At 73.8% G+C, this 16,243-nt stretch carries 17 protein-coding genes; 8 read left to right on the top strand and 9 right to left on the bottom strand.

Annotation, left to right across the window (positions count from 1 at the left end; all coding sequences use genetic code 11):
- Positions 1-181: 181 nt before the first annotated feature.
- Positions 182-1,504, bottom strand: coding sequence for a hypothetical protein (locus tag ACFWNV_RS18080; protein WP_383947528.1), 1,323 nt, complete (start codon positions 1,502-1,504; stop codon positions 182-184).
- Positions 1,505-1,651: 147 nt separating this feature from the next.
- On the opposite strand from ACFWNV_RS18080, the gene ACFWNV_RS18075 reads away from it, so the two are divergent.
- A complete protein-coding gene (locus ACFWNV_RS18075) occupies positions 1,652-2,287 on the top strand; it encodes an acetate uptake transporter (protein ID WP_383947525.1) in 636 nt (211 codons plus the stop codon).
- Here ACFWNV_RS18075 and ACFWNV_RS18070 read toward each other — a convergent pair.
- Positions 2,284-2,682 carry a MerR family transcriptional regulator gene (locus ACFWNV_RS18070; RefSeq protein WP_383947523.1) on the bottom strand — a complete coding sequence of 133 codons (399 nt, stop codon included), beginning with the start codon at positions 2,680-2,682 and terminating at the stop codon, positions 2,284-2,286. The two genes, ACFWNV_RS18075 and ACFWNV_RS18070, sit on opposite strands and share 4 nt — an antisense overlap.
- A gap of 107 nt (positions 2,683-2,789) precedes the next feature.
- Between ACFWNV_RS18070 and ACFWNV_RS18065 the strand changes: the two genes are divergently transcribed.
- Positions 2,790-3,983, top strand: coding sequence for an alkene reductase (locus tag ACFWNV_RS18065; protein ID WP_383947520.1), 1,194 nt, complete (start codon positions 2,790-2,792; stop codon positions 3,981-3,983).
- Here ACFWNV_RS18065 and ACFWNV_RS18060 read toward each other — a convergent pair.
- From ACFWNV_RS18060 to ACFWNV_RS18050, 3 genes are all read right to left on the bottom strand, one after another.
- Entirely contained in the window at positions 3,922-4,530 is a 609-nt protein-coding gene (locus tag ACFWNV_RS18060; RefSeq protein ID WP_383947517.1) for a TetR/AcrR family transcriptional regulator, read from the bottom strand. The genes ACFWNV_RS18065 and ACFWNV_RS18060 overlap by 62 nt on opposite strands.
- A 63-nt stretch (positions 4,531-4,593) precedes the next feature.
- The gene (locus ACFWNV_RS18055) at positions 4,594-6,387 is read right to left on the bottom strand and encodes a class I adenylate-forming enzyme family protein (RefSeq protein WP_383947516.1); all 1,794 of its coding nucleotides are present in this window, start codon (positions 6,385-6,387) and stop codon (positions 4,594-4,596) included.
- Complete coding sequence (locus ACFWNV_RS18050) at positions 6,384-7,148, bottom strand: SDR family oxidoreductase (protein WP_383947513.1); 765 nt, start codon at positions 7,146-7,148, stop codon at positions 6,384-6,386. Before ACFWNV_RS18050 ends, ACFWNV_RS18055 begins: the two co-directional genes overlap by 4 nt.
- A gap of 185 nt (positions 7,149-7,333) precedes the next feature.
- Here ACFWNV_RS18050 and ACFWNV_RS18045 point away from each other — a divergent pair, with 185 nt between their 5' ends.
- The 4 genes from ACFWNV_RS18045 (at position 7,334) to ACFWNV_RS18030 (ending at position 11,902) form a co-directional block, all read left to right on the top strand.
- On the top strand, positions 7,334-8,656 hold the full coding sequence (locus ACFWNV_RS18045; RefSeq protein ID WP_383947510.1) for an exo-beta-N-acetylmuramidase NamZ domain-containing protein: 1,323 nt from the start codon (positions 7,334-7,336) through the stop codon (positions 8,654-8,656).
- A gap of 66 nt (positions 8,657-8,722) precedes the next feature.
- Positions 8,723-10,168: a serine-threonine protein kinase gene (locus ACFWNV_RS18040; protein WP_383947507.1), complete on the top strand. Its 1,446-nt coding sequence runs from the start codon at positions 8,723-8,725 to the stop codon at positions 10,166-10,168.
- A gap of 151 nt (positions 10,169-10,319) precedes the next feature.
- Positions 10,320-10,988 carry a hypothetical protein gene (locus ACFWNV_RS18035; RefSeq protein ID WP_383947505.1) on the top strand — a complete coding sequence of 223 codons (669 nt, stop codon included), beginning with the start codon at positions 10,320-10,322 and terminating at the stop codon, positions 10,986-10,988.
- Entirely contained in the window at positions 10,985-11,902 is a 918-nt protein-coding gene (locus tag ACFWNV_RS18030; RefSeq protein WP_383947502.1) for a 3-keto-5-aminohexanoate cleavage protein, read from the top strand. The genes ACFWNV_RS18035 and ACFWNV_RS18030 overlap by 4 nt, the downstream gene beginning before the upstream one ends.
- Here ACFWNV_RS18030 and soxR read toward each other — a convergent pair.
- Positions 11,880-12,326: a redox-sensitive transcriptional activator SoxR gene (gene soxR, locus ACFWNV_RS18025; protein WP_383947498.1), complete on the bottom strand. Its 447-nt coding sequence runs from the start codon at positions 12,324-12,326 to the stop codon at positions 11,880-11,882. The two genes, ACFWNV_RS18030 and soxR, sit on opposite strands and share 23 nt — an antisense overlap.
- A 113-nt stretch (positions 12,327-12,439) precedes the next feature.
- On the opposite strand from soxR, the gene ACFWNV_RS18020 reads away from it, so the two are divergent.
- The gene (locus ACFWNV_RS18020) at positions 12,440-12,901 is read left to right on the top strand and encodes a MaoC family dehydratase (protein ID WP_383947495.1); all 462 of its coding nucleotides are present in this window, start codon (positions 12,440-12,442) and stop codon (positions 12,899-12,901) included.
- Positions 12,902-12,942: 41 nt separating this feature from the next.
- Here the strand turns inward: ACFWNV_RS18020 and ACFWNV_RS18015 are convergent, their stop codons facing one another.
- The 3 genes from ACFWNV_RS18015 to ACFWNV_RS18005 form a co-directional block, all read right to left on the bottom strand.
- Positions 12,943-13,581, bottom strand: coding sequence for a TetR/AcrR family transcriptional regulator (locus tag ACFWNV_RS18015; RefSeq protein WP_383947492.1), 639 nt, complete (start codon positions 13,579-13,581; stop codon positions 12,943-12,945).
- Positions 13,582-13,644: 63 nt separating this feature from the next.
- Positions 13,645-13,956, bottom strand: a complete 312-nt coding sequence (locus ACFWNV_RS18010; RefSeq protein ID WP_383947489.1) for a YiaA/YiaB family inner membrane protein — start codon at positions 13,954-13,956, stop codon at positions 13,645-13,647.
- A gap of 127 nt (positions 13,957-14,083) precedes the next feature.
- Positions 14,084-15,235 carry an acyl-CoA dehydrogenase family protein gene (locus ACFWNV_RS18005; protein WP_383947486.1) on the bottom strand — a complete coding sequence of 384 codons (1,152 nt, stop codon included), beginning with the start codon at positions 15,233-15,235 and terminating at the stop codon, positions 14,084-14,086.
- A 133-nt stretch (positions 15,236-15,368) separates the two neighbouring features.
- Between ACFWNV_RS18005 and ACFWNV_RS18000 the strand changes: the two genes are divergently transcribed.
- Positions 15,369-16,025 (top strand): TetR/AcrR family transcriptional regulator, encoded by a 657-nt coding sequence (locus ACFWNV_RS18000; RefSeq protein ID WP_383947483.1) that lies wholly within the window; start codon positions 15,369-15,371, stop codon positions 16,023-16,025.
- Positions 16,026-16,243 lie beyond the last annotated feature (218 nt).

Genomic DNA, 16,243 nt, shown 5'->3' with positions numbered 1-16,243 from the left:
TTTTTTTTATAAGACAGAGCACGGCCACCCGGGGAGCTGTTGGGGTCCCCCTGCCCTGCCCCTGCGGCCGGCCCGGCCCGGCGGTGCGCGCGCCCGCCCCCCGCCGGACCCCGTGTGGTCCCGGCGGGGCGCGTCGGCCAGGCCGATGGGCATCCGTTCAACCGGTCATCCGGTCATCCGGTCAACCTGCCACCTGGACGGCGGCAGCCGTGGCCGACTGGAAGCCGGCCGGGCCGGTGAACTTGGCCCGGAACCAGCCCGCGCCGTTCTTCACCACGTCCGCGGAGAAGGCGTACCCCTCGCCGCCCCAGTCCGCCCGCGCCGTCGCCACGTCGGCCCAGTGTCGGCCGTCGCGCGAGAACTGCACGGTCACGTCGATCGTGCCCGGAGTGTCGCCGGTGAACTCCATCGCGCCCTCCACGTGCACCCGCCCGCCTTCGGTACGCGTGGCGGCGAACCGGGTGAAGGTCGCGGGGTGGCGCACCTCGATCTCCTTGCCCGCCCCGCCGACGGAGGCCGTGAACGGGTCGTCGTCCTCGGCACGGTTCGTGAGCAGGAAGTGCCCGCTCTCGTACGGGGACAGGGTGGCCGTCACGGTCCCGTCCGCGCCCGTGGTGAACCCTCCGGGCAGGTACTCGTCCTGCCCTCCCGACGTGTGCCGGAAGACCACGCCGCCGCGCTGGCCCGCGAAGGGCTCCCAGCCCGTGGACGTCCTGCGCTCCAGCTTGGCCGTCACGGTGACCGGCTGACCGAGGTCGACGGCGGTGGCGGAACTGCGGACGTACGTCCAGCGCGTCGGCGTCTGCTTGACCTCGATGCGGGTGGCCGCCCCCTCCCCGGACAGGACCTCCGGGTGCGCGGGGTCGTAGCGGAACACGGGCTGGACCTGCCCGGCCTGCTCCAGGGTGACGGTGGCCGAGAACCTGCCCCGCGGGTCGGTGACCGGGGTGGCCTGCGCCCCGCGCACGTCGATGTCGACCGGGTAACCCGCCAGCGGCTTGACCTCGCGGGTGCCCGGCCAGCGGCCCTTGAGCACGCCCTGGACCTTGATGTCGCGGTGATCGACATCGATCGTGGTCCGGTCCGTCCGCACGCCTTCGATCAGGGCCTCCACGAAGTAGGCGAGGCTGCCCGACCCGTCCGCGTAGTCGCCGTCCGCGTCCGTCGCCCCGACCTGTACGGAATAGCCTCCCAGCGCGGCCAGCTTCAGCGGCTCCTTGGTCCGCCAGACACCGTCCCGCGCGGTACCCGAGGACAGGGCGAAGGCGTCCCCCTCCAGGACGGCCACCTCGGCCTGCGTGGAGTCCTGGATGACGCGCGCCGTGATCCCGGTGATGTCGCTGTCCGAGCTGATGGGGATCTGGAGCGTGCCCAGATCTCCCGCGATGCTCGAGGCCCAGCCGATGTAGGGCGCCTGGCCGGGCTCGGCGTGGGCGGCCGGAGTTCCGGCCAGCAGGAGCGCGGCGGCCCCGGCGAGGGCCCAGGCCGCATGTGTCTTCTTCAAGTTTTCCCCCCAGATGTGTTCACCGCTTTCTATCTCAGGCCACTGACACCGCGCACCGCATTTGGCCACCACACGCCCCGGTGGTCCAGACCACCGGGAAAGGTCCGATATATTCGATATACACCCAAACTGAAAGTGGACACCGTCATGCCCAGCTCCACCCTGACCCCGGCGCCCGCCGCCCCGGCCGTCGTCGCCACCGCGCCCGCGTCCGCGGCCCCGGCGGTCAAGGTCGCCAATCCCGGTCCGCTCGGGCTGGCGGCGTTCGCGCTCACCACCTTCGTGCTCAGCCTCTTCAACTCGGGGCTGATCTCGAACGCCGCGCTCAGCGCCGTCGTCCTGCCGCTGGCGCTGTTCTACGGCGGGCTCGCGCAGTTCGTCGCGGGGATCCTGGAGTTCCGCCGCGGCAACACCTTCGGGACCACGGCGTTCGTCTCGTACGGTGCGTTCTGGATGTCCTTCGCGGGCTACGTGAAGTTCGTCGTCCCGACGCTGCCGGCCGACCAGGCGCACGTGGCGACCGGCTGGTTCCTCGTGGGCTGGTTCATCTTCACCGCCTACATGTCGATCGCCGCCATGAAGCTGGACGTCGCACACCGCGTGCTCTTCGTCTCGCTGGCGCTGACCTTCCTGTTCCTCGCCCTCGGCGACCTGGCGCAGAGCACGGCCCTGGGCCACACCGGCGGCTTCCTCGGCCTCTTCACCGCGGGCGTCGCCTGGTACATCTCCTTCGCCGTGGTGACCAAGGAGACCTGGGGCCGCGAGGTCGCACCGCTCGGCTAGGACGTTTCCGAGGCCATCGGCTCGGACGTGCCGGCGGGAAGGCCCGTCGCCGCCTCGATGACCTCGTCCAGCACCTCACGGGACCGGAGCAGATCGGCGATCAGCCGGTCGATCCGGTCCCGTTCCGTTGCCAGCTCGGCGACGAGCGCGGGCGTGGCCCGTACGTTCGGCCCGCCGTCCGCATCGCGCATGCAGGGCAGGATCTGCCCGATCTTCGCGCTGTGCAGGCCGGCCGCGTAGAGCTCCTGGATCCGGATGACCCGGTCCACCGCCCGCTCCGTGTAGTCGCGGTGGCCGCCGGGCGTGCGGTCGGAGACCAGCAGTCCCTGCGTCTCGTAGTAGCGCAGCGAACGCTCGCTGACCCCGGTGCGCGCCGCCAGTTCGCCGATCCGCATGCCCTGCCCCCGTCGTCCGCGTCGTCCGTGTCATCTTCGCCGTCTGCGTCTTCTGCGTCGTCTTCGGGCTTGAATCTGACATCAATGTCAGGTTTTAGGTTACGGGCATGACGAACACGGAGCAGGTCCTTCCCGCCGATTCCCGCCTCTTCGAGCCCGCCGCCCTCGGCGCACTCGCCCTCCCCAACCGCCTGGTGATGGCGCCCCTGACCCGCCACCGGGCGGGCGCCGACGGGGTTCCCGGGCAGCTGATGGCCGTCCACTACGCCCAGCGCGCCACGGCCGGCCTGATCATCGCCGAGGGCACCGCGCCGAGCGCCGTGGGGCAGGCCTATCCGCACATCCCCGGCATCCACACCGCGGAGCAGATCGCGGGCTGGCGCCGGGTCACCGACGCGGTGCGGGCGGGAGTCGGGGGCGGCCGGGGCGCGGCGATGTTCCTCCAGCTCGAACACGGCGGCCGGATCGGGCACCCCGACACCAGTGGGCACGTACCGCTCGCGCCGTCCGCCGTACGGCTCCCCGAGCAGCTGCACACCCCGGGCGGGCTGCGGGACGCCCCCGCTCCGCGTGCGATGACCGCCGAGGAGATCCGGTCCACCATCGCCGACTTCGCCACCGCCGCCCGCAATGCCGTGGAGGCCGGGTTCGCGGGGGTGGAGGTGCACGCCGCCAACGGTTTCCTGCCCCACCAGTTCCTGGCGCGGGGCACCAATCTGCGCACCGACGAGTGGGGCGGCCCGGTGGAGAACCGGATCCGGTTCACCGTGGAGGTGGTCCGGGCCGTCGCCGGGGCCATCGGCCGGGACCGGGTCGGCATACGGATCTCCCCCGGAGGCACGGTCAACGGCATCGAGGAGGGCGACACCGGGTGGATCTACCCGGCGCTGCTGACGGCCCTGGCGGAGATCGACCCGGTCTACCTGCACATCGTCTACGCCGACGGGCAGCGCGACCGCTTCCAGGAGCACCGCAGGGCCTGGCCGGGCACGCTGATCGCCAACCAGGTGCTCTCCCGGGAGCAGTTCGCGGCCGACGGCGGCAAGGCCGTCGCCGAAGCGCTGCTGGCCGGGGGCGCCGACCTGGTCTCGCTGGGCCGGGGCTTCGTCGCCAACCCCGACTTCGTGGAACGGCTGCGCACGGACGCCGCGCTCAACGAGATCCGCTCCGAGTTCCTGATGCACGTACAGGGGGCGGAGGGGTACAACGACTACCCCGCGCTCGCTCACCCCGTGCTCGCTACGGACGCAGCGCCCGCATCAGCAGGTCCGCGAGGTGGTCGGCTACCTGCTGCGGTGTGAGCGGGCCGTCCTCGTGGTACCAGGTCGACAGGTGGTGGACGGAGCCGAAGTGGTAGTCCACCACCAGGTCGGCGGGGGTGGCGTCGGAGAAGACCCCGGCGGCCTGGCCCTCCTCGACCAGGGCGCGGAAGCGCTCGTGGTAGCGCCGGCGCTCCGCCCGGACCTGCTTGAACTTCTCCGGGCTCAGCTGGTGCATCGAGCGGAAGAAGATCGCCGCGTCGTCCAGGTTCTCGATCGTGGTGACCACCACGTCGGCGGCGGCGGCGCGCAGCCGCTCCTCCACCGGGGCGTCGGAACCGGCCACCGCGTCGAGCCGCTGCTGCTGGAGCCGCAGCATGCGCGCGTACACCTCGTGCAGCAGGTCGTCCTTGGAGCCGAAGTAGTGGTAGAGCGCGCCCTTGGTGACCCCGGCCGCCTCGACGATCTCCTGGACCGAGGTCCGGTCGTAGCCGCGCTCGGCGAACAGCCTGGTCGCGACGGCGAGGAGCCGGCGCGGTACCGGAGCCTCGTGCGCCCCGACGGTCTCCGTCGTGGTCTTGGCGGCCATGGCTGTCGCCTCCCTTTCGTGGTCCTCGCGTGTGGGGGCCGTACGGACGCGGTCCGGCGGTTTTCAGCCGTGGTCGCGGTCGCGCAGTTCCCGTCGCAGGATCTTGCCACTGGTCGTCTTCGGAAGGACAGGCAGGATCTCCACCCGGCGCGGGTATTTGTACGCGGCGAGGCGCTCGGCGCAGTACGCGGACAGTTCCGCCGGGTCGGCCTCGGCCCCGGGGCGCAGGCTGACGTAGGCCTTCACGCTCTCCCCGCGGTAGGGGTCGGGGATGCCGACGACGGCCGCCTCGCGCACGGCGGGGTGGGTGTAGAGCACGTCCTCGACCTCGCGCGGCCAGACCTTGAACCCGGAGGCGTTGATCATGTCCTTCTTGCGGTCGACCACGTAGAGCCAGCCCTCGGGGTCCATGAACCCGACGTCCCCGGTGCGCAGTTCGCCGTCGGGGAAGGCCTTGGCGGTGTCGGCGGGCAGGCCCCAGTAGCCGGGGACGACCTGGGGGCCGCGCACGGCGATCTCGCCGGTCTCGCCGAAGGGGACCTCGGCGCCGTGCTCGTCGAGGATCCGTACGAGGGTGTCGGCGCCGGGCAGGCCCACCGAGAGGGTGCCCGAGGCCGGGTCCACGGGGGCTTCGAGGTGGACGGGTACGGAGGCGCAGGGGGCGGTGCACTCGGTGAGGCCGTAGCCGTTGCGCAGGTAGAAGCCGTAGGCGGCGCGCAGCCGTTCGACCAGGGCGGGCGGCAGCGGGGCGCCGCCGGAGGAGAGCACCCGGAACGAGGCGAAGTGGTCCGGGGTGGCCCCCGGGTGGGCGGCGAGCGCCATGAAGGCGGTGGCCGGGCCCACGGTGTAGGCGGGGCGGTGTTCGAGGAAGGCGTCGAGGACGGCGCCGGCGTCGAAGCGGTGGGCGAGGATCAGCGTGCCCGCGTTGGTGAAGCAGGCGGCGAGCTCGCACACCATGCCGGTGATGTGGAAGAGCGGGGCGAGCGCGAAGTAGCCGGAGCCCTCGGGGAGGGGGTGGCCGGTCACCTGGCGGACGGCGTTGTGGGTGAGGGCGCCGTGCGGGTTCATGGCGCCCTTGGGGGTGCCGCTGGTGCCGGAGGTGTAGCTGATGAGGGCGGTGTCGGCGGCCTCGAACTCCGGATCGGGCGGGGCGGGTTGGCCCTGGCGGGCCACTGTGGCGAGGTCGGCGGCGTCGGCGGGCTGTTCCGGGCGGCCCGGCGCGAGGACCCGTACGTCGTCGCGGGTCTGGAAGTCCAGGTCGCAGGCGGTCAGGACGGTGCCCACGGTGGTACCCCGGGTCGCCCCGCGCAGGTACGCGGACCAGGCGCGGGCCTCGCAGACGAGGGCGGCGGCCCCGGAGTCGCGCAGGATGTGGCCGACCTCGCCGGACTTGTACATGGGGTTGAGCGGGACCACGACCGCTCCGGCCTTCCAGGCGGCCAGGACGCCGAGCACGAAGTGCGGGGTGTTCTGGAGCATGACCGCGACCCGGTCCCCGCGGCGGATGCCGTGTGCGGCCAGGTGGCCGGCGAGGGAATCGGAGAGGGCGTCGGCCTCGGCGTAGGTGAGGCGGCCGTCGAAGTAGGCGAGGGCGGTGTGTCCGGGGGCGCGGGCCACGGCGCCGCGGAACGCTTGCAGCACGCTGGGCGGGGGCTCGATCGGGGCCCGCTGGACGGGGGTGAGGAGGGTGAGCCAGGGCTTGGCGGCGTAGCGGGAGGGCGGGGCGGAGGGATCTGGGGCCGACGGATCCGGGTCCGGGGCGGATGGGTCCGCAGCGGGCAGGTCCGCAGTGGGCAGGTCCGGCGAGACCGCGGAGGGGTCCGGCGGGGCCGCGGGGCGCTGGGTGTCTGCGGTCATCGGGTCTCCCACGTGCGCTGGAGGCGGTTCATGCCGCCCAGCCAGCGGTCCGGGTCGGTGGCCCTGGCCGCGTAGAAGTCCGCGACCTCGGGGTGAGGGAGGATCAAGAACCGGCCCTTCTCCATGCCGTCGAACAGGGCGTCCGCGACCGCTTCCGGCTCGATCGCGGTCGGCGCGAGGACCAGCTCGCCCGCCGATCCGGCGGCGGTGAGCATGTCGGTCCGGACCCCCTGCGGGCAGATGGCGTGGACCTGGAGCCCGCGGTGGCGGTAGGTCAGCGAGAGCCATTCCGCGAAGGCGAGCGCGCCGTGCTTGGTGACACTGTACGGGGCCGCTCCGATCATGGTCAGCAGCCCGGCGGCCGAGACCGTGGACACGAACCGGCCGCTCCCGCGCTCCAGCCAGTCGGGCAGCAGCAGCCGGGCGGCACGGACGTGGGCCATGACGTTGGTGTCCCAGGCCGCCTCCCAGACGGCCTCGTCGGCGAAGGCGTCGCCGCCGGAGGCGAGGCCCGCGTTGGCGCAGTAGACGTCCACGGTGCCGCCGAGCGCCTCGCGGGCCTGCCCGGCCACGGCCGAGGCGTCGCCGGGGACTGCTACGGCCCGGTCGCCGATCGCGTCCGCGACGGCGGCGGCCTTGGCGGGGTCGAGGTCGTTGACCGCGACGGTCGCCCCCTCGGCGGCGAAGCGGTGGGCGAGGGCGGCTCCGATGCCGCCGCCCGCGCCGGTGACGACGACTCGCTGGTCCTGGAACGCGTTCACGGGTCCGCCCTTCGTGTGGTGGTGCCGGTGCCCGGGTGTCTGCGCCCGGGTCTCTGCGCTTGGGTGCCTGCCCCCGGGCATCTGCGCGTCGCCCTGCCGGCTGCCGACCGACGCCTGCCGGATCACGGGCAGACTAACCAGTCGGTATGTCCGGGTGGAAGGGTGTGGAGCCCTACTTTGGCGCGATGACGCTGTCGCGACGCGGGTTGCTGGGTCTGGCCGGGGCGGCGGGCGCCGCGGGCGCCCTGGGGGCGGGAGCCCCGGGGGCGCAGGCCGCGGGCGCCGCAGATGTCCTCGGGGCGGGAGCCCGGAGGGCGCAGGCGCCGGGCGGGGCGGCGGGTGGCGCCGCCGGACGGGTGCGGACCGGGTTCGAGCGGCTCGCCGCGGACGGGTACGCCGTCCTGGCGGGGCAGCGGGTCGGGATGGTCACCAACCCGACGGGGATCACCGCGGACGCCCGCCACCTGGTCGACGTACTCCACGCGGACCCGCGCGTGGACCTGGTCGCGGTGTTCGGCCCCGAGCACGGTTTCCGGGGGACGGCCCAGGCGGGCGGTTCGGAGGGGGCCGGGCGGGATCCGGCGACCGGGCTGCCCGTGTACGACACGTACGACAAGAGCGGGCAGCGGCTCGCGGACGTCTTCACCGCGGCCGGCGTCGACACCGTCGTCTTCGACATCCAGGACGTCGGCGCCCGCTTCTACACCTACATCTGGACCCTCTACGACTGCATGCGCGCGGCCGCCCTCGCCGGCAAGGCGGTGGTGGTGCTGGACCGCCCCAACCCGGTCGGCGGCCGGCGGGCGGCCGGGCCCGTCCTGCAGCGCCCGTACGCGAGCTTCGTGGGCCGGGAGCCGATCGCGCTGGCGCACGGGATGACGGCGGGCGAGCTGGCCGGGCTCTTCGCGGGCGAGTTCCTCCGGGAAGCCGGCGCCGCCCCGCGGCTGGAGGTGGTGCGGATGGCCGGCTGGCGGCGGGAGTCCTTCTTCGAGGAGACCGGGCTGCCCTGGGTGCCGCCGAGCCCGAACATGCCGACACCGGGCACGGCCCTGGCGTACGCCGGGACCTGCCTGTTCGAGGGGACGAACCTGTCGGAGGGGCGCGGTACCACCACCCCCTTCGAGCTGGTCGGCGCGGAGGGCGTGGACCGGCGGTGGGCGGAGGCGGCGAACGCGCTGGAGCTGCCCGGGGTCTGGTTCCGGGAGGCCTATTTCACGCCTTCCTTCTCCAAGTACGCCGGGAAGACCTGCGGCGGGGTCCGGCTGCTCGTCCACGACCGGGAGGCCTTCGATCCGGTACGGGCCGGGATCGGGCTGCTGGTCACCGCCCGGCGGGTGTGGAGCGGCTTCGCCTGGCGCTCCGACCAGTGGATCGACCGGCTGACGGGCTCGGACCGGGTCCGGCGGATGGTCGACGCGGGGGCGGGCGTCGAGGAGGTCGCGGGCGACTGGGCGGCGGGGCTGGCGGGGTTCGCGGCGGTACGGGAGGAGTACCTGCTGTATCCGTGAACCGGCGGGTGCGCAGGGGCTGGCCGGGCGGCCCGTTCCGCAGGATGCTGCGGGCAGGGACACGGCGTGGAGGGGGACGTCATGGTGCACATCGGCGGGGTGGTGCCCGCGCGGGCGACGGGGGCGACGGCCGGCATCGGGGCCCGCCCGTACGTGGAACTGACCTTCGACGCACAGGGCGACGCGGGCCCGGGCGCCCGGGAGGCCGTCTTCGGGATCGAGGCCACCGACCTGCTGGTCTTCGCCCACGGATGGAACTCCGACCGGTCCACGGCGATCCGGCTCTTCGACCGGTTCTACGCCCCCTTCGCGGATCTGGTGGGGACCGGGGTGCGGCTGGGGTACGTGGGGGTGGTGTGGCCCTCGATCCGGTTCGCGGACGAGCCGATACCCGACTTCGACGCCCGGGGCGCCGTGGGCGGGGGGCAGGGTGCGGAGGGCCCGGAGGACGCGGAGGGTGGGGGTGGCGCGGGTGCGGGTGGCGCGGGTGGCGCCGGGGAGCCGGGCCACGGGGCGGCGCTGGACCCGGTGACCCGGCGGGCTCTCGGGGCGTTCTGGCCGGGACGGGCGGCGGAACTGGACCGGATCGCCGAGCTGCTGGAGGAACGGCCCACGCGGGAGGGCGACTTCACCGAGTTCGGTGCGCTCGTACGGGAGCTGGCCGGGGTGGACGGGGTGGGCACCGGCGACGATCTGGCGGCGGCCTTCGCCCCGCGTGAGGTGCCGGACTTCCTCAGCGGGGACGTCCTGCGGGTGTGCCGGGAGTTCACCGACGCCCTGGCCGAGACGGGCGCCACCTTCCCCGGGGACCGGCCGGGCGACTCCCCCGGCTTCTCCGCCGGCGTCGGCATGCGGACCCTGTGGAACGGCGCCAAGGAGGTGCTGCGCCAGGCCACGTACTACCAGATGAAGGCACGGGCCGGGGTGGTCGGCGAGCACGGCCTCGGGCCGCTGCTGGCGGAGCTCGCCGCCCGCCGCCCGGCCCTGCGGGTGCACCTCATCGGCCACAGCTTCGGCGGCCGGGTGGTCTCCTTCGCGCTGCGCGCGCTGCCGTCCGGGGCGCGGAACGTGAAGTCCCTGACCGTCCTCCAAGGGGCCTTCTCCCACTACGCGTTCGCCGACAGCCTGCCGCACGACCGGGGGCAGGGCGGGGCCCTGCGCGGGCTGCAGGCCAGGGTCGACGGGCCGTTGACGGCCTGCCACTCCCCCTACGACTCCTCCCTCAAGGTGTTCTATCCGCTGGCCTCCCGGATGGCCGGCGATTCGGCCGGACTCCTCGGTTTCGACGAGCGGTGGGGCGCGATCGGGCACGACGGGGTGCGGGGGGTCCCGGGAACCCCCCGGATGACGCTGGACGCGGCACTGCGGGGCGGCCTGCCCGCCGCGGGCTGCGTGAGCGTGGACGCGGGATCCGTCGTCCGGCGCGGCGGTGCCCCTTCGGGGGCGCACAGCGACATCTGCCACGAGGAGCTGGCCCGGCTGGTGGTGGCCGCGGGGCGCATGGGGCGCTGAGTTCCGGCCATGTGCCACCCGTACGCCTCGACCGCCCCCGCATGCGCCCGCACCAGGCCGGGCATGTTGGGCACACGGCGCCGGTCCTGTGGGGAACACAGCGCGGCGGGCACGGCGCCCGGTGCTGGGCGCTCGGCGGAGGTGAAGGTGCATGGCGGGATTCCGGAGTCTGGCCCATCAGGTGCGGGACGCACGCAACGACAGGGCCCTGCGGCGCCATTCGCTGCGCCGCTGCCTGGAGCGGTTCGCCCCGTACGGGCACCGCGCGACCTGGTGGCACCTGTGCGACCGGCACGGGATCGGCCCCGAGGACCGGGCGGCGGACCCGTTGCGGCTGGTGGCCGCGCTGGAGGAGCTGGAGGAGGCGCGGGCGGTCTGGCTGGAGTACGAGCGCCAGTTCGCGGCGCGCCGGCGGCGCGAGAAGCACGACGGGCTGCGGCGGCCCGAGTGGGCGTGGAGCGGCAGCGGGGACGCCGTGGTGCGGTGCGCCGATCCGGGCGTGCGGCCGCAGGGGGCACTGGGCGAGGTGTTGAGACGGCTGGTGGAGGCGCTGGAGTCGGAGCCGGGGACCGGGTGTCCGGTGTGCGGGGCGCGGGAATTGCACTGGCCGGTGCCCATGCCTCCGGCGGTGGCGGCGAAGGCCGTGGCCCGGGCGTCGGGCCCCGCCACGGCCGACGGGCCCGGCGAACCGGCCGGCGCCTCGCCCCACTCCGGATGGGCGTGGGACGGGCCGGTGTGCGCGGGCTGCGGAATCGTGGTGCCTAGACCGGCGCTCGCGCAAACGGCGCTGCAAGGGGCCGACCTGGCGGGGGCGGCATGAGCCGGGCGGGAGCGGGAGCGGGACCTGGGGCCGGAGCCCGGGCGGAAGCGGGACCCGGGACCGTAGCCCGGGCAGGAGCGGGAGCTGGGCCGGCTCTGGTGGTGGCGCTGAACGGGGCCCGGGGTGCCGCCGACGGGACGGCCGTCCCGATGAGCCCCGCGGACCTGGTGGATGCCGCCCGGGCGGCGGTGGCCGCCGGGGGTCGGGAGCTGTTGGTCCATGCGCGCACCCCGTGCGGCCGCGAGAGCCTCTCGCCCCGGGTGGTCGGGCCGCTACTGGAGGCCCTGCGTGACGCTGGCCTCGGGGGCGGGGCCACGGTCCGGGGCGGGTCCGGGCCTGGCGGCGCGGTGGCGGCCGAGCGTGCTGGGGCGGCTCCGGCGGCCGGGCGCGTGGCTTTGGGCGTGGCCGTGAGCGTGGAGTCCGAGCCGGACCGCGCGGGGCGGCTGGCGCGGGTGCGGAGCTGGACGGTGCTGCCCGACCGGGCGGTGGTGCGGTTCGCGGAGCCGGGGGCCCGGGAGCTCGCCGAGGCGCTGCTGGAGCGCGGGGTGGCGGTGGACGCGGAGGTCCCGGTAGGCGGGGATCCCGGCCCGTCGGCGCGGTTCCTCGCCTGGCCGCTACGGGATCCCGCGCGGGTCCGGCTCGTCGCCGAGCTGGCCTCCGCCGACCCGGGGCCGGTCGCGGAGCTGCTGCGCCGGCTGCCGCCGGTGCCGGTGCTGCTGTTCGGGCGGGGGATGGCGGCCTGGCCGGCGCTGCGGCTGGCCGCGCGGTACGGCACCGGGGCGCGGATCGGCGTAGGAGACGTGCTGCACCTGCCGGACGGGCGGGCGGCGCGGTCGAACGCCGAGCTGGTCACGGCGGCAGCCGGGGTACTGGCGGCCGGGGCCGCGACGGTCACAACAGCCGGGAGCCGGTGAGGCGTTCGCCGAAGACGTCGTCGGGGTTGGAGAGGGCGCAGTTCTCCAGGGAGAGGCATCCGCAGCCGATGCAGTCGGTCAAATGGTCGCGCAGGCGTCCGAGTTGGGCTATCCGGTGATCGAGCTCGGCGCGCCAGCTCGCGGAAAGCCGGGCCCAGTCCTCGCGGTTGGGGGTGCGGCCTTCGGGGAGCTGGGCGAGTGCGTCGCGGATGCTGGCGAGCGGGATGCCGACGCGCTGGGCGGCCCGCACGAACGCCACCCGGCGCAGGGCGTCGCGGCTGTAGCGGCGCTGGTTGCCGGAGGTGCGGCGGCTGCTGATCAGGCCCTTGGTCTCGTAGAAGTGCAGTGCTGAGACGGCCGCGCCGCTGCGGGCGGACAGCTGGCCGACGGTGAGCTCGTGGACCTTCTCGGGAATCTGCGGCACACCGCCGAGGGTAGTGCGCCGGGCCGGGATTCGGGGCCCGGCACCTCGTTGACAGATCCACGACGGCCCCAGCATGCTGAGCAAGCGCTTATTCGCCAGGGAGAGGTACGGGTATGTCCGAGCCGAGGATCTTCACGTCCGCCGAGGAGCTCACCGCCGGGATCGGCGCACCGCTCGGCCCGAGCGAGTGGCTGGAGGTGGACCAGAAGCGGATCGACCTCTTCGCGGACGCCACCGGGGACCACCAGTGGATCCACGTGGATCCGGAGCGGGCGGCGTCCGGACCCTTCGGTTCGACGATCGCGCACGGGTACCTGACGCTGTCGCTGCTGCCGAGCCTGGTGCCGCAGATCATGCGGGTCGAGGGCATGAAGATGGGCATCAACTACGGGGTCAACAAGGTGCGTTTCCCCGCGCCGGTGCCGGTCGGCTCCCGGCTGCGCGCGACCGCGCTGATCACCGAGGTCGTGGAGGCGGGCGGCGGGGTCCAGGTCTCGGCCACGGTGACCGTCGAGATCGAGGGCGGCACGAAGCCGGTGTGCGTGGCCGAGTCGGTGTCCCGCTACTACTTCTGACCCGCCCCTACCCCTGACCCACCCCTGCTGCCGACCCGCTCCTACTCCCGACCCGCTTCCGGACCGCCCGCGCCCACCATGCGGAGCACGAGGCCGGCGTAGAGCGCGCCGACCTCGTCGGGCGTGCGCCGGCCGTCCGCGCTGAACCAGCGGGCGACGTCGATGCAGAGCGACAGCACGGCGAGGGTGGTGCCGGAGACGTCCGGGACGAAGAACTCCCCGGCCGCGACCCCGTCGGCGAGGATGCGGCGGATGGCCGCGTCGCTCTGCCGGCGCAGGGCCACGATCTCGGAGCGGTGCTCCGGAGCGAGGGCGTCGAGCTCGTACTGGACCACGCGCGCGGTGGTGTGATGGGCCGCGTGCCACCCCACGAAGGACCGCACGGCCGCGTCGAGCCGCTCGGCGGCGCTGCCGGGGCCGCCGGCCGCGGTGTCCAGGATCTCCAGGGCCTTGTCGTGGCCGATCCGGCTGATCCGGTGGAGCAGCTCTTCCTTGGTCTTGTAGTGGATGTAGAGCGCGGCCGGGCTCATGCCGGCCCGCCCCGCGATGTCCCGCGTGGTGGTGGCGTGGTACCCGCGCTCCGCGAAGGCCTCCACGGCGGCGACGAGCAGCCGCCGCGCGGCGTCGGGGGTGACCTCCGACCACGGCCGGTAGCCACCGGTCTCCTCCACGCTGTCCATCGCTCACTCACCCTCGTCGGCCTGTAGGAATGAACAGCCTACCGGAGGGTGGTGAGCAAGCGCTTAGCGATCCTGGGGGGTGGGCTGCTTCGGGGTGGCGAAGGGGTCGTAGCTCGTCATGATCTTCTCCATCCGGGCCTGGTCGACCCGGGTGACGATCTGGGTGACCTCCTGGCGGTCGCGGATCACCTTGGCGAGGGTGAAGGCCGAGGTGGTGAGGTAGAGGACCGCGATCCCGAGGAAGGCGCGGACCCAGCCGCTGGCCTCCAGGTTGTAGATCCCCAGGGCCACCGCGCCGATGGCGATGCCGAAGGAGGCGACGGCCTGGCCGTAGTAGGCCCCCGTGTTCTGCTGCTTGACCGGTGTCTCGTTCATGGGTCCAGCATCGGGTGGGCCGGGCCGCGGCACATCCGTGCGCGTACTCACGTACGTACTCAGGAAGTTCGGGGCCTCAGGAACTTCGGGGCCTCGGACACTTCACGGCCTCGGACACTTCGGGGCCTCAGAAGGCAGAAACCCCCGTACGGGCGCGGCCGATGAGGAGCTTCTGGATCTGGCTGGTGCCCTCGTACAGGGTCATCACGCGGGCGTCGCGCAGCAGTTTGCCGGCCGGGTACTCGTCGATGTAGCCGTAACCGCCGTGCACCTGGAGGGCGTTGCTCGCGGCGCGGACGGCGGCCTCGGAGGCGAAGAGCTTGGCGGTGGAGGACTCGGTCGCGAAGGGCAGTCCGCGGTCGATCAGATCGGCGACCCGCCAGGTCAGCAGGCGGGCGGCGTCCACGTCCACGGAGATGTCGGCGATCAGCTCCTGGACGAGCTGGTGGTGGGCGATCGGCTTGCCGAACTGCTCGCGCTGGGCCGCGTAGGAGACGGCCGCGTCCAGCGCCGCCTGGGCGATGCCGACACAGCCGGCGGCCACCGACATCCGGCCCTTGGCGAGGGCCGACATGGCGACGGAGAAGCCCTTGCCCTCGGGGCCGAGCATCGCGGAGGCGGGTACGCGCACGCCGTCGAGGGAGAGTTCGGCGGTGGCCTGGCCGCGCAGGCCCAGCTTGCCGTGGATCTCGCGGCGGGTCAGGCCCGGAGCGTCGGCCGGTACGAGGAACGCGGAGATGCCACGGTGGCCGGGGTCCTCGTTCGTGCGGGCGAAGAGCAGGACCACGTCGGCCCAGGTGCCATTGGTGATGAACATCTTGCTGCCGCTGATCACGTACGCGTCGCCCTCGCGCCGGGCACGGGTGGTGAGGGCTGCGGCGTCGGAGCCGGTGCCGGGCTCGGTGAGCCCGAAGCAGCCGAGGGCTTCGCCGGAGCACAGGCGGGGCAGCCAGGCGCGCTTCTGGTCCTCGCTCCCCCAGGCGGCGATCGTCTTGGCGACCAGACCCAGGGAGACGGAGACGATGCCGCGCACGGCGGAGTCCCCGCGGCCGAGTTCCTCGGTGACCAGGACGTAGGAGAGGTGGTCCCCGCCGGAGCCGCCGTACTCCTCGGGGACGGTCAGGCCGAGGAAGCCGACGGAACCGAGCTTCTTCACGACGGCCCGGTCCACGCTCTCGGCGCGGTCCCAGTCGGCGGCGTACGGGGCGATCTCCCGCTCGGTGAACGCGCGGGCGAGATCACGGACGGCGTACTGCTCCTCGCTGAGTTCCAGATTCACCGGGCACCTCCGGGCGGGACGGGATCGGACGGGACGGGATCGGGCAGGGACGAGATCGGGCGGGGACGAGATCGGGCGGGGACGGGATCGGCCGTTAATTACCACCGCTAGTTTAATTGCGGCAGGCCTTACTATGTGGCGCATGGCCAGACCGCGCAAGCCCCTCCTCAGCAGATCCCGCATCGTCGAGGCGGCCGGCGCTCTGGTGGACGGCGAGGGGCTGGAGGCCGTCTCGACGCGGCGGCTGGCGGCGGCGCTGGGGGTCAGCGGGCCTTCGCTGTACAACCATTTCCGCACGAAGGACGAGATCCTGGACGCGGTCGCGGACGCGGTGAGCGCGCGGGTCGACCTGTCGATGTTCGACGCCGGGGACGGCCGGGAGTGGCAGGTCGCCCTGCGCGACTGGGCGCACTCCTACCGGGCCGCCCTGTCCGACCATCCGAACATCGTGCCGGTGCTGGCCCGCGGACCGGGCCGCAGGCCGGCCGGGCTGCGCGTGGCGGACGCCGTCTTCGGGGCCATGACCGCGGCCGGCTGGCCGCCGGCGCAGGCGACCCGGATCGGCGCGCTGATGCGGTACTTCATCCTCGGCTCGGCCGTGGGTTCCTTCGCCCGGGGTTTCGTGGACGACGAGACGGCATACGACCCGTCGGACTACCCGCACCTGGGCCAGGCCCACCTGCTGGCGGAGCGCCAGCGCGAGGTGGACGAGGGTGCCTTCGAAACGGGCCTGACGGCCCTCCTGGACGGGCTGGCCCTCCAGTACGCGGCCTTGCGGGAGCCGGCCTGACGGGAGCCCGGGGGGCCGGGCGCAGCAAATCCAGCCCCGCCGGCGTTTGAGGCGCGGGGTCTGGGGCGGAGCCCCAGGGGGTCCGGGCAGAGCCCGGTACCCCGCTTGCAGCCCGTCCGGCGTTTGAGGACCGGGGTCCGGGCAGAGCGCGGGGAACGGGCGAAGGGCGGGTAGGGGAACTCCGCCCCGCGGCCTCCCGGGGGCCGGCCCGGGCGGCT

Source organism: Streptomyces sp. NPDC058401, from assembly GCF_042722885.1.
GTDB lineage: Bacteria > Actinomycetota > Actinomycetes > Streptomycetales > Streptomycetaceae > Streptomyces.
The sequence above is the reverse complement of the archived record's forward strand: the minus strand, read 5'-3'. Positions and strand labels throughout refer to the sequence as shown.

Coding starts and splice junctions, on each gene's coding strand:
- ACFWNV_RS18075 (WP_383947525.1), top strand. CDS start 1,652: ATGCCCAGCTCCACCCTGACCCCGGCGCCCGCCGCCCCGGCCGTCGTC.
- ACFWNV_RS18070 (WP_383947523.1), bottom strand. CDS start 2,682: ATGCGGATCGGCGAACTGGCGGCGCGCACCGGGGTCAGCGAGCGTTCG.
- ACFWNV_RS18065 (WP_383947520.1), top strand. CDS start 2,790: ATGACGAACACGGAGCAGGTCCTTCCCGCCGATTCCCGCCTCTTCGAG.
- ACFWNV_RS18060 (WP_383947517.1), bottom strand. CDS start 4,530: ATGGCCGCCAAGACCACGACGGAGACCGTCGGGGCGCACGAGGCTCCG.
- ACFWNV_RS18055 (WP_383947516.1), bottom strand. CDS start 6,387: ATGACCGCAGACACCCAGCGCCCCGCGGCCCCGCCGGACCCCTCCGCG.
- ACFWNV_RS18045 (WP_383947510.1), top strand. CDS start 7,334: ATGACGCTGTCGCGACGCGGGTTGCTGGGTCTGGCCGGGGCGGCGGGC.
- ACFWNV_RS18035 (WP_383947505.1), top strand. CDS start 10,320: ATGGCGGGATTCCGGAGTCTGGCCCATCAGGTGCGGGACGCACGCAAC.
- ACFWNV_RS18030 (WP_383947502.1), top strand. CDS start 10,985: ATGAGCCGGGCGGGAGCGGGAGCGGGACCTGGGGCCGGAGCCCGGGCG.
- ACFWNV_RS18020 (WP_383947495.1), top strand. CDS start 12,440: ATGTCCGAGCCGAGGATCTTCACGTCCGCCGAGGAGCTCACCGCCGGG.
- ACFWNV_RS18015 (WP_383947492.1), bottom strand. CDS start 13,581: ATGGACAGCGTGGAGGAGACCGGTGGCTACCGGCCGTGGTCGGAGGTC.
- ACFWNV_RS18010 (WP_383947489.1), bottom strand. CDS start 13,956: ATGAACGAGACACCGGTCAAGCAGCAGAACACGGGGGCCTACTACGGC.
- ACFWNV_RS18000 (WP_383947483.1), top strand. CDS start 15,369: ATGTGGCGCATGGCCAGACCGCGCAAGCCCCTCCTCAGCAGATCCCGC.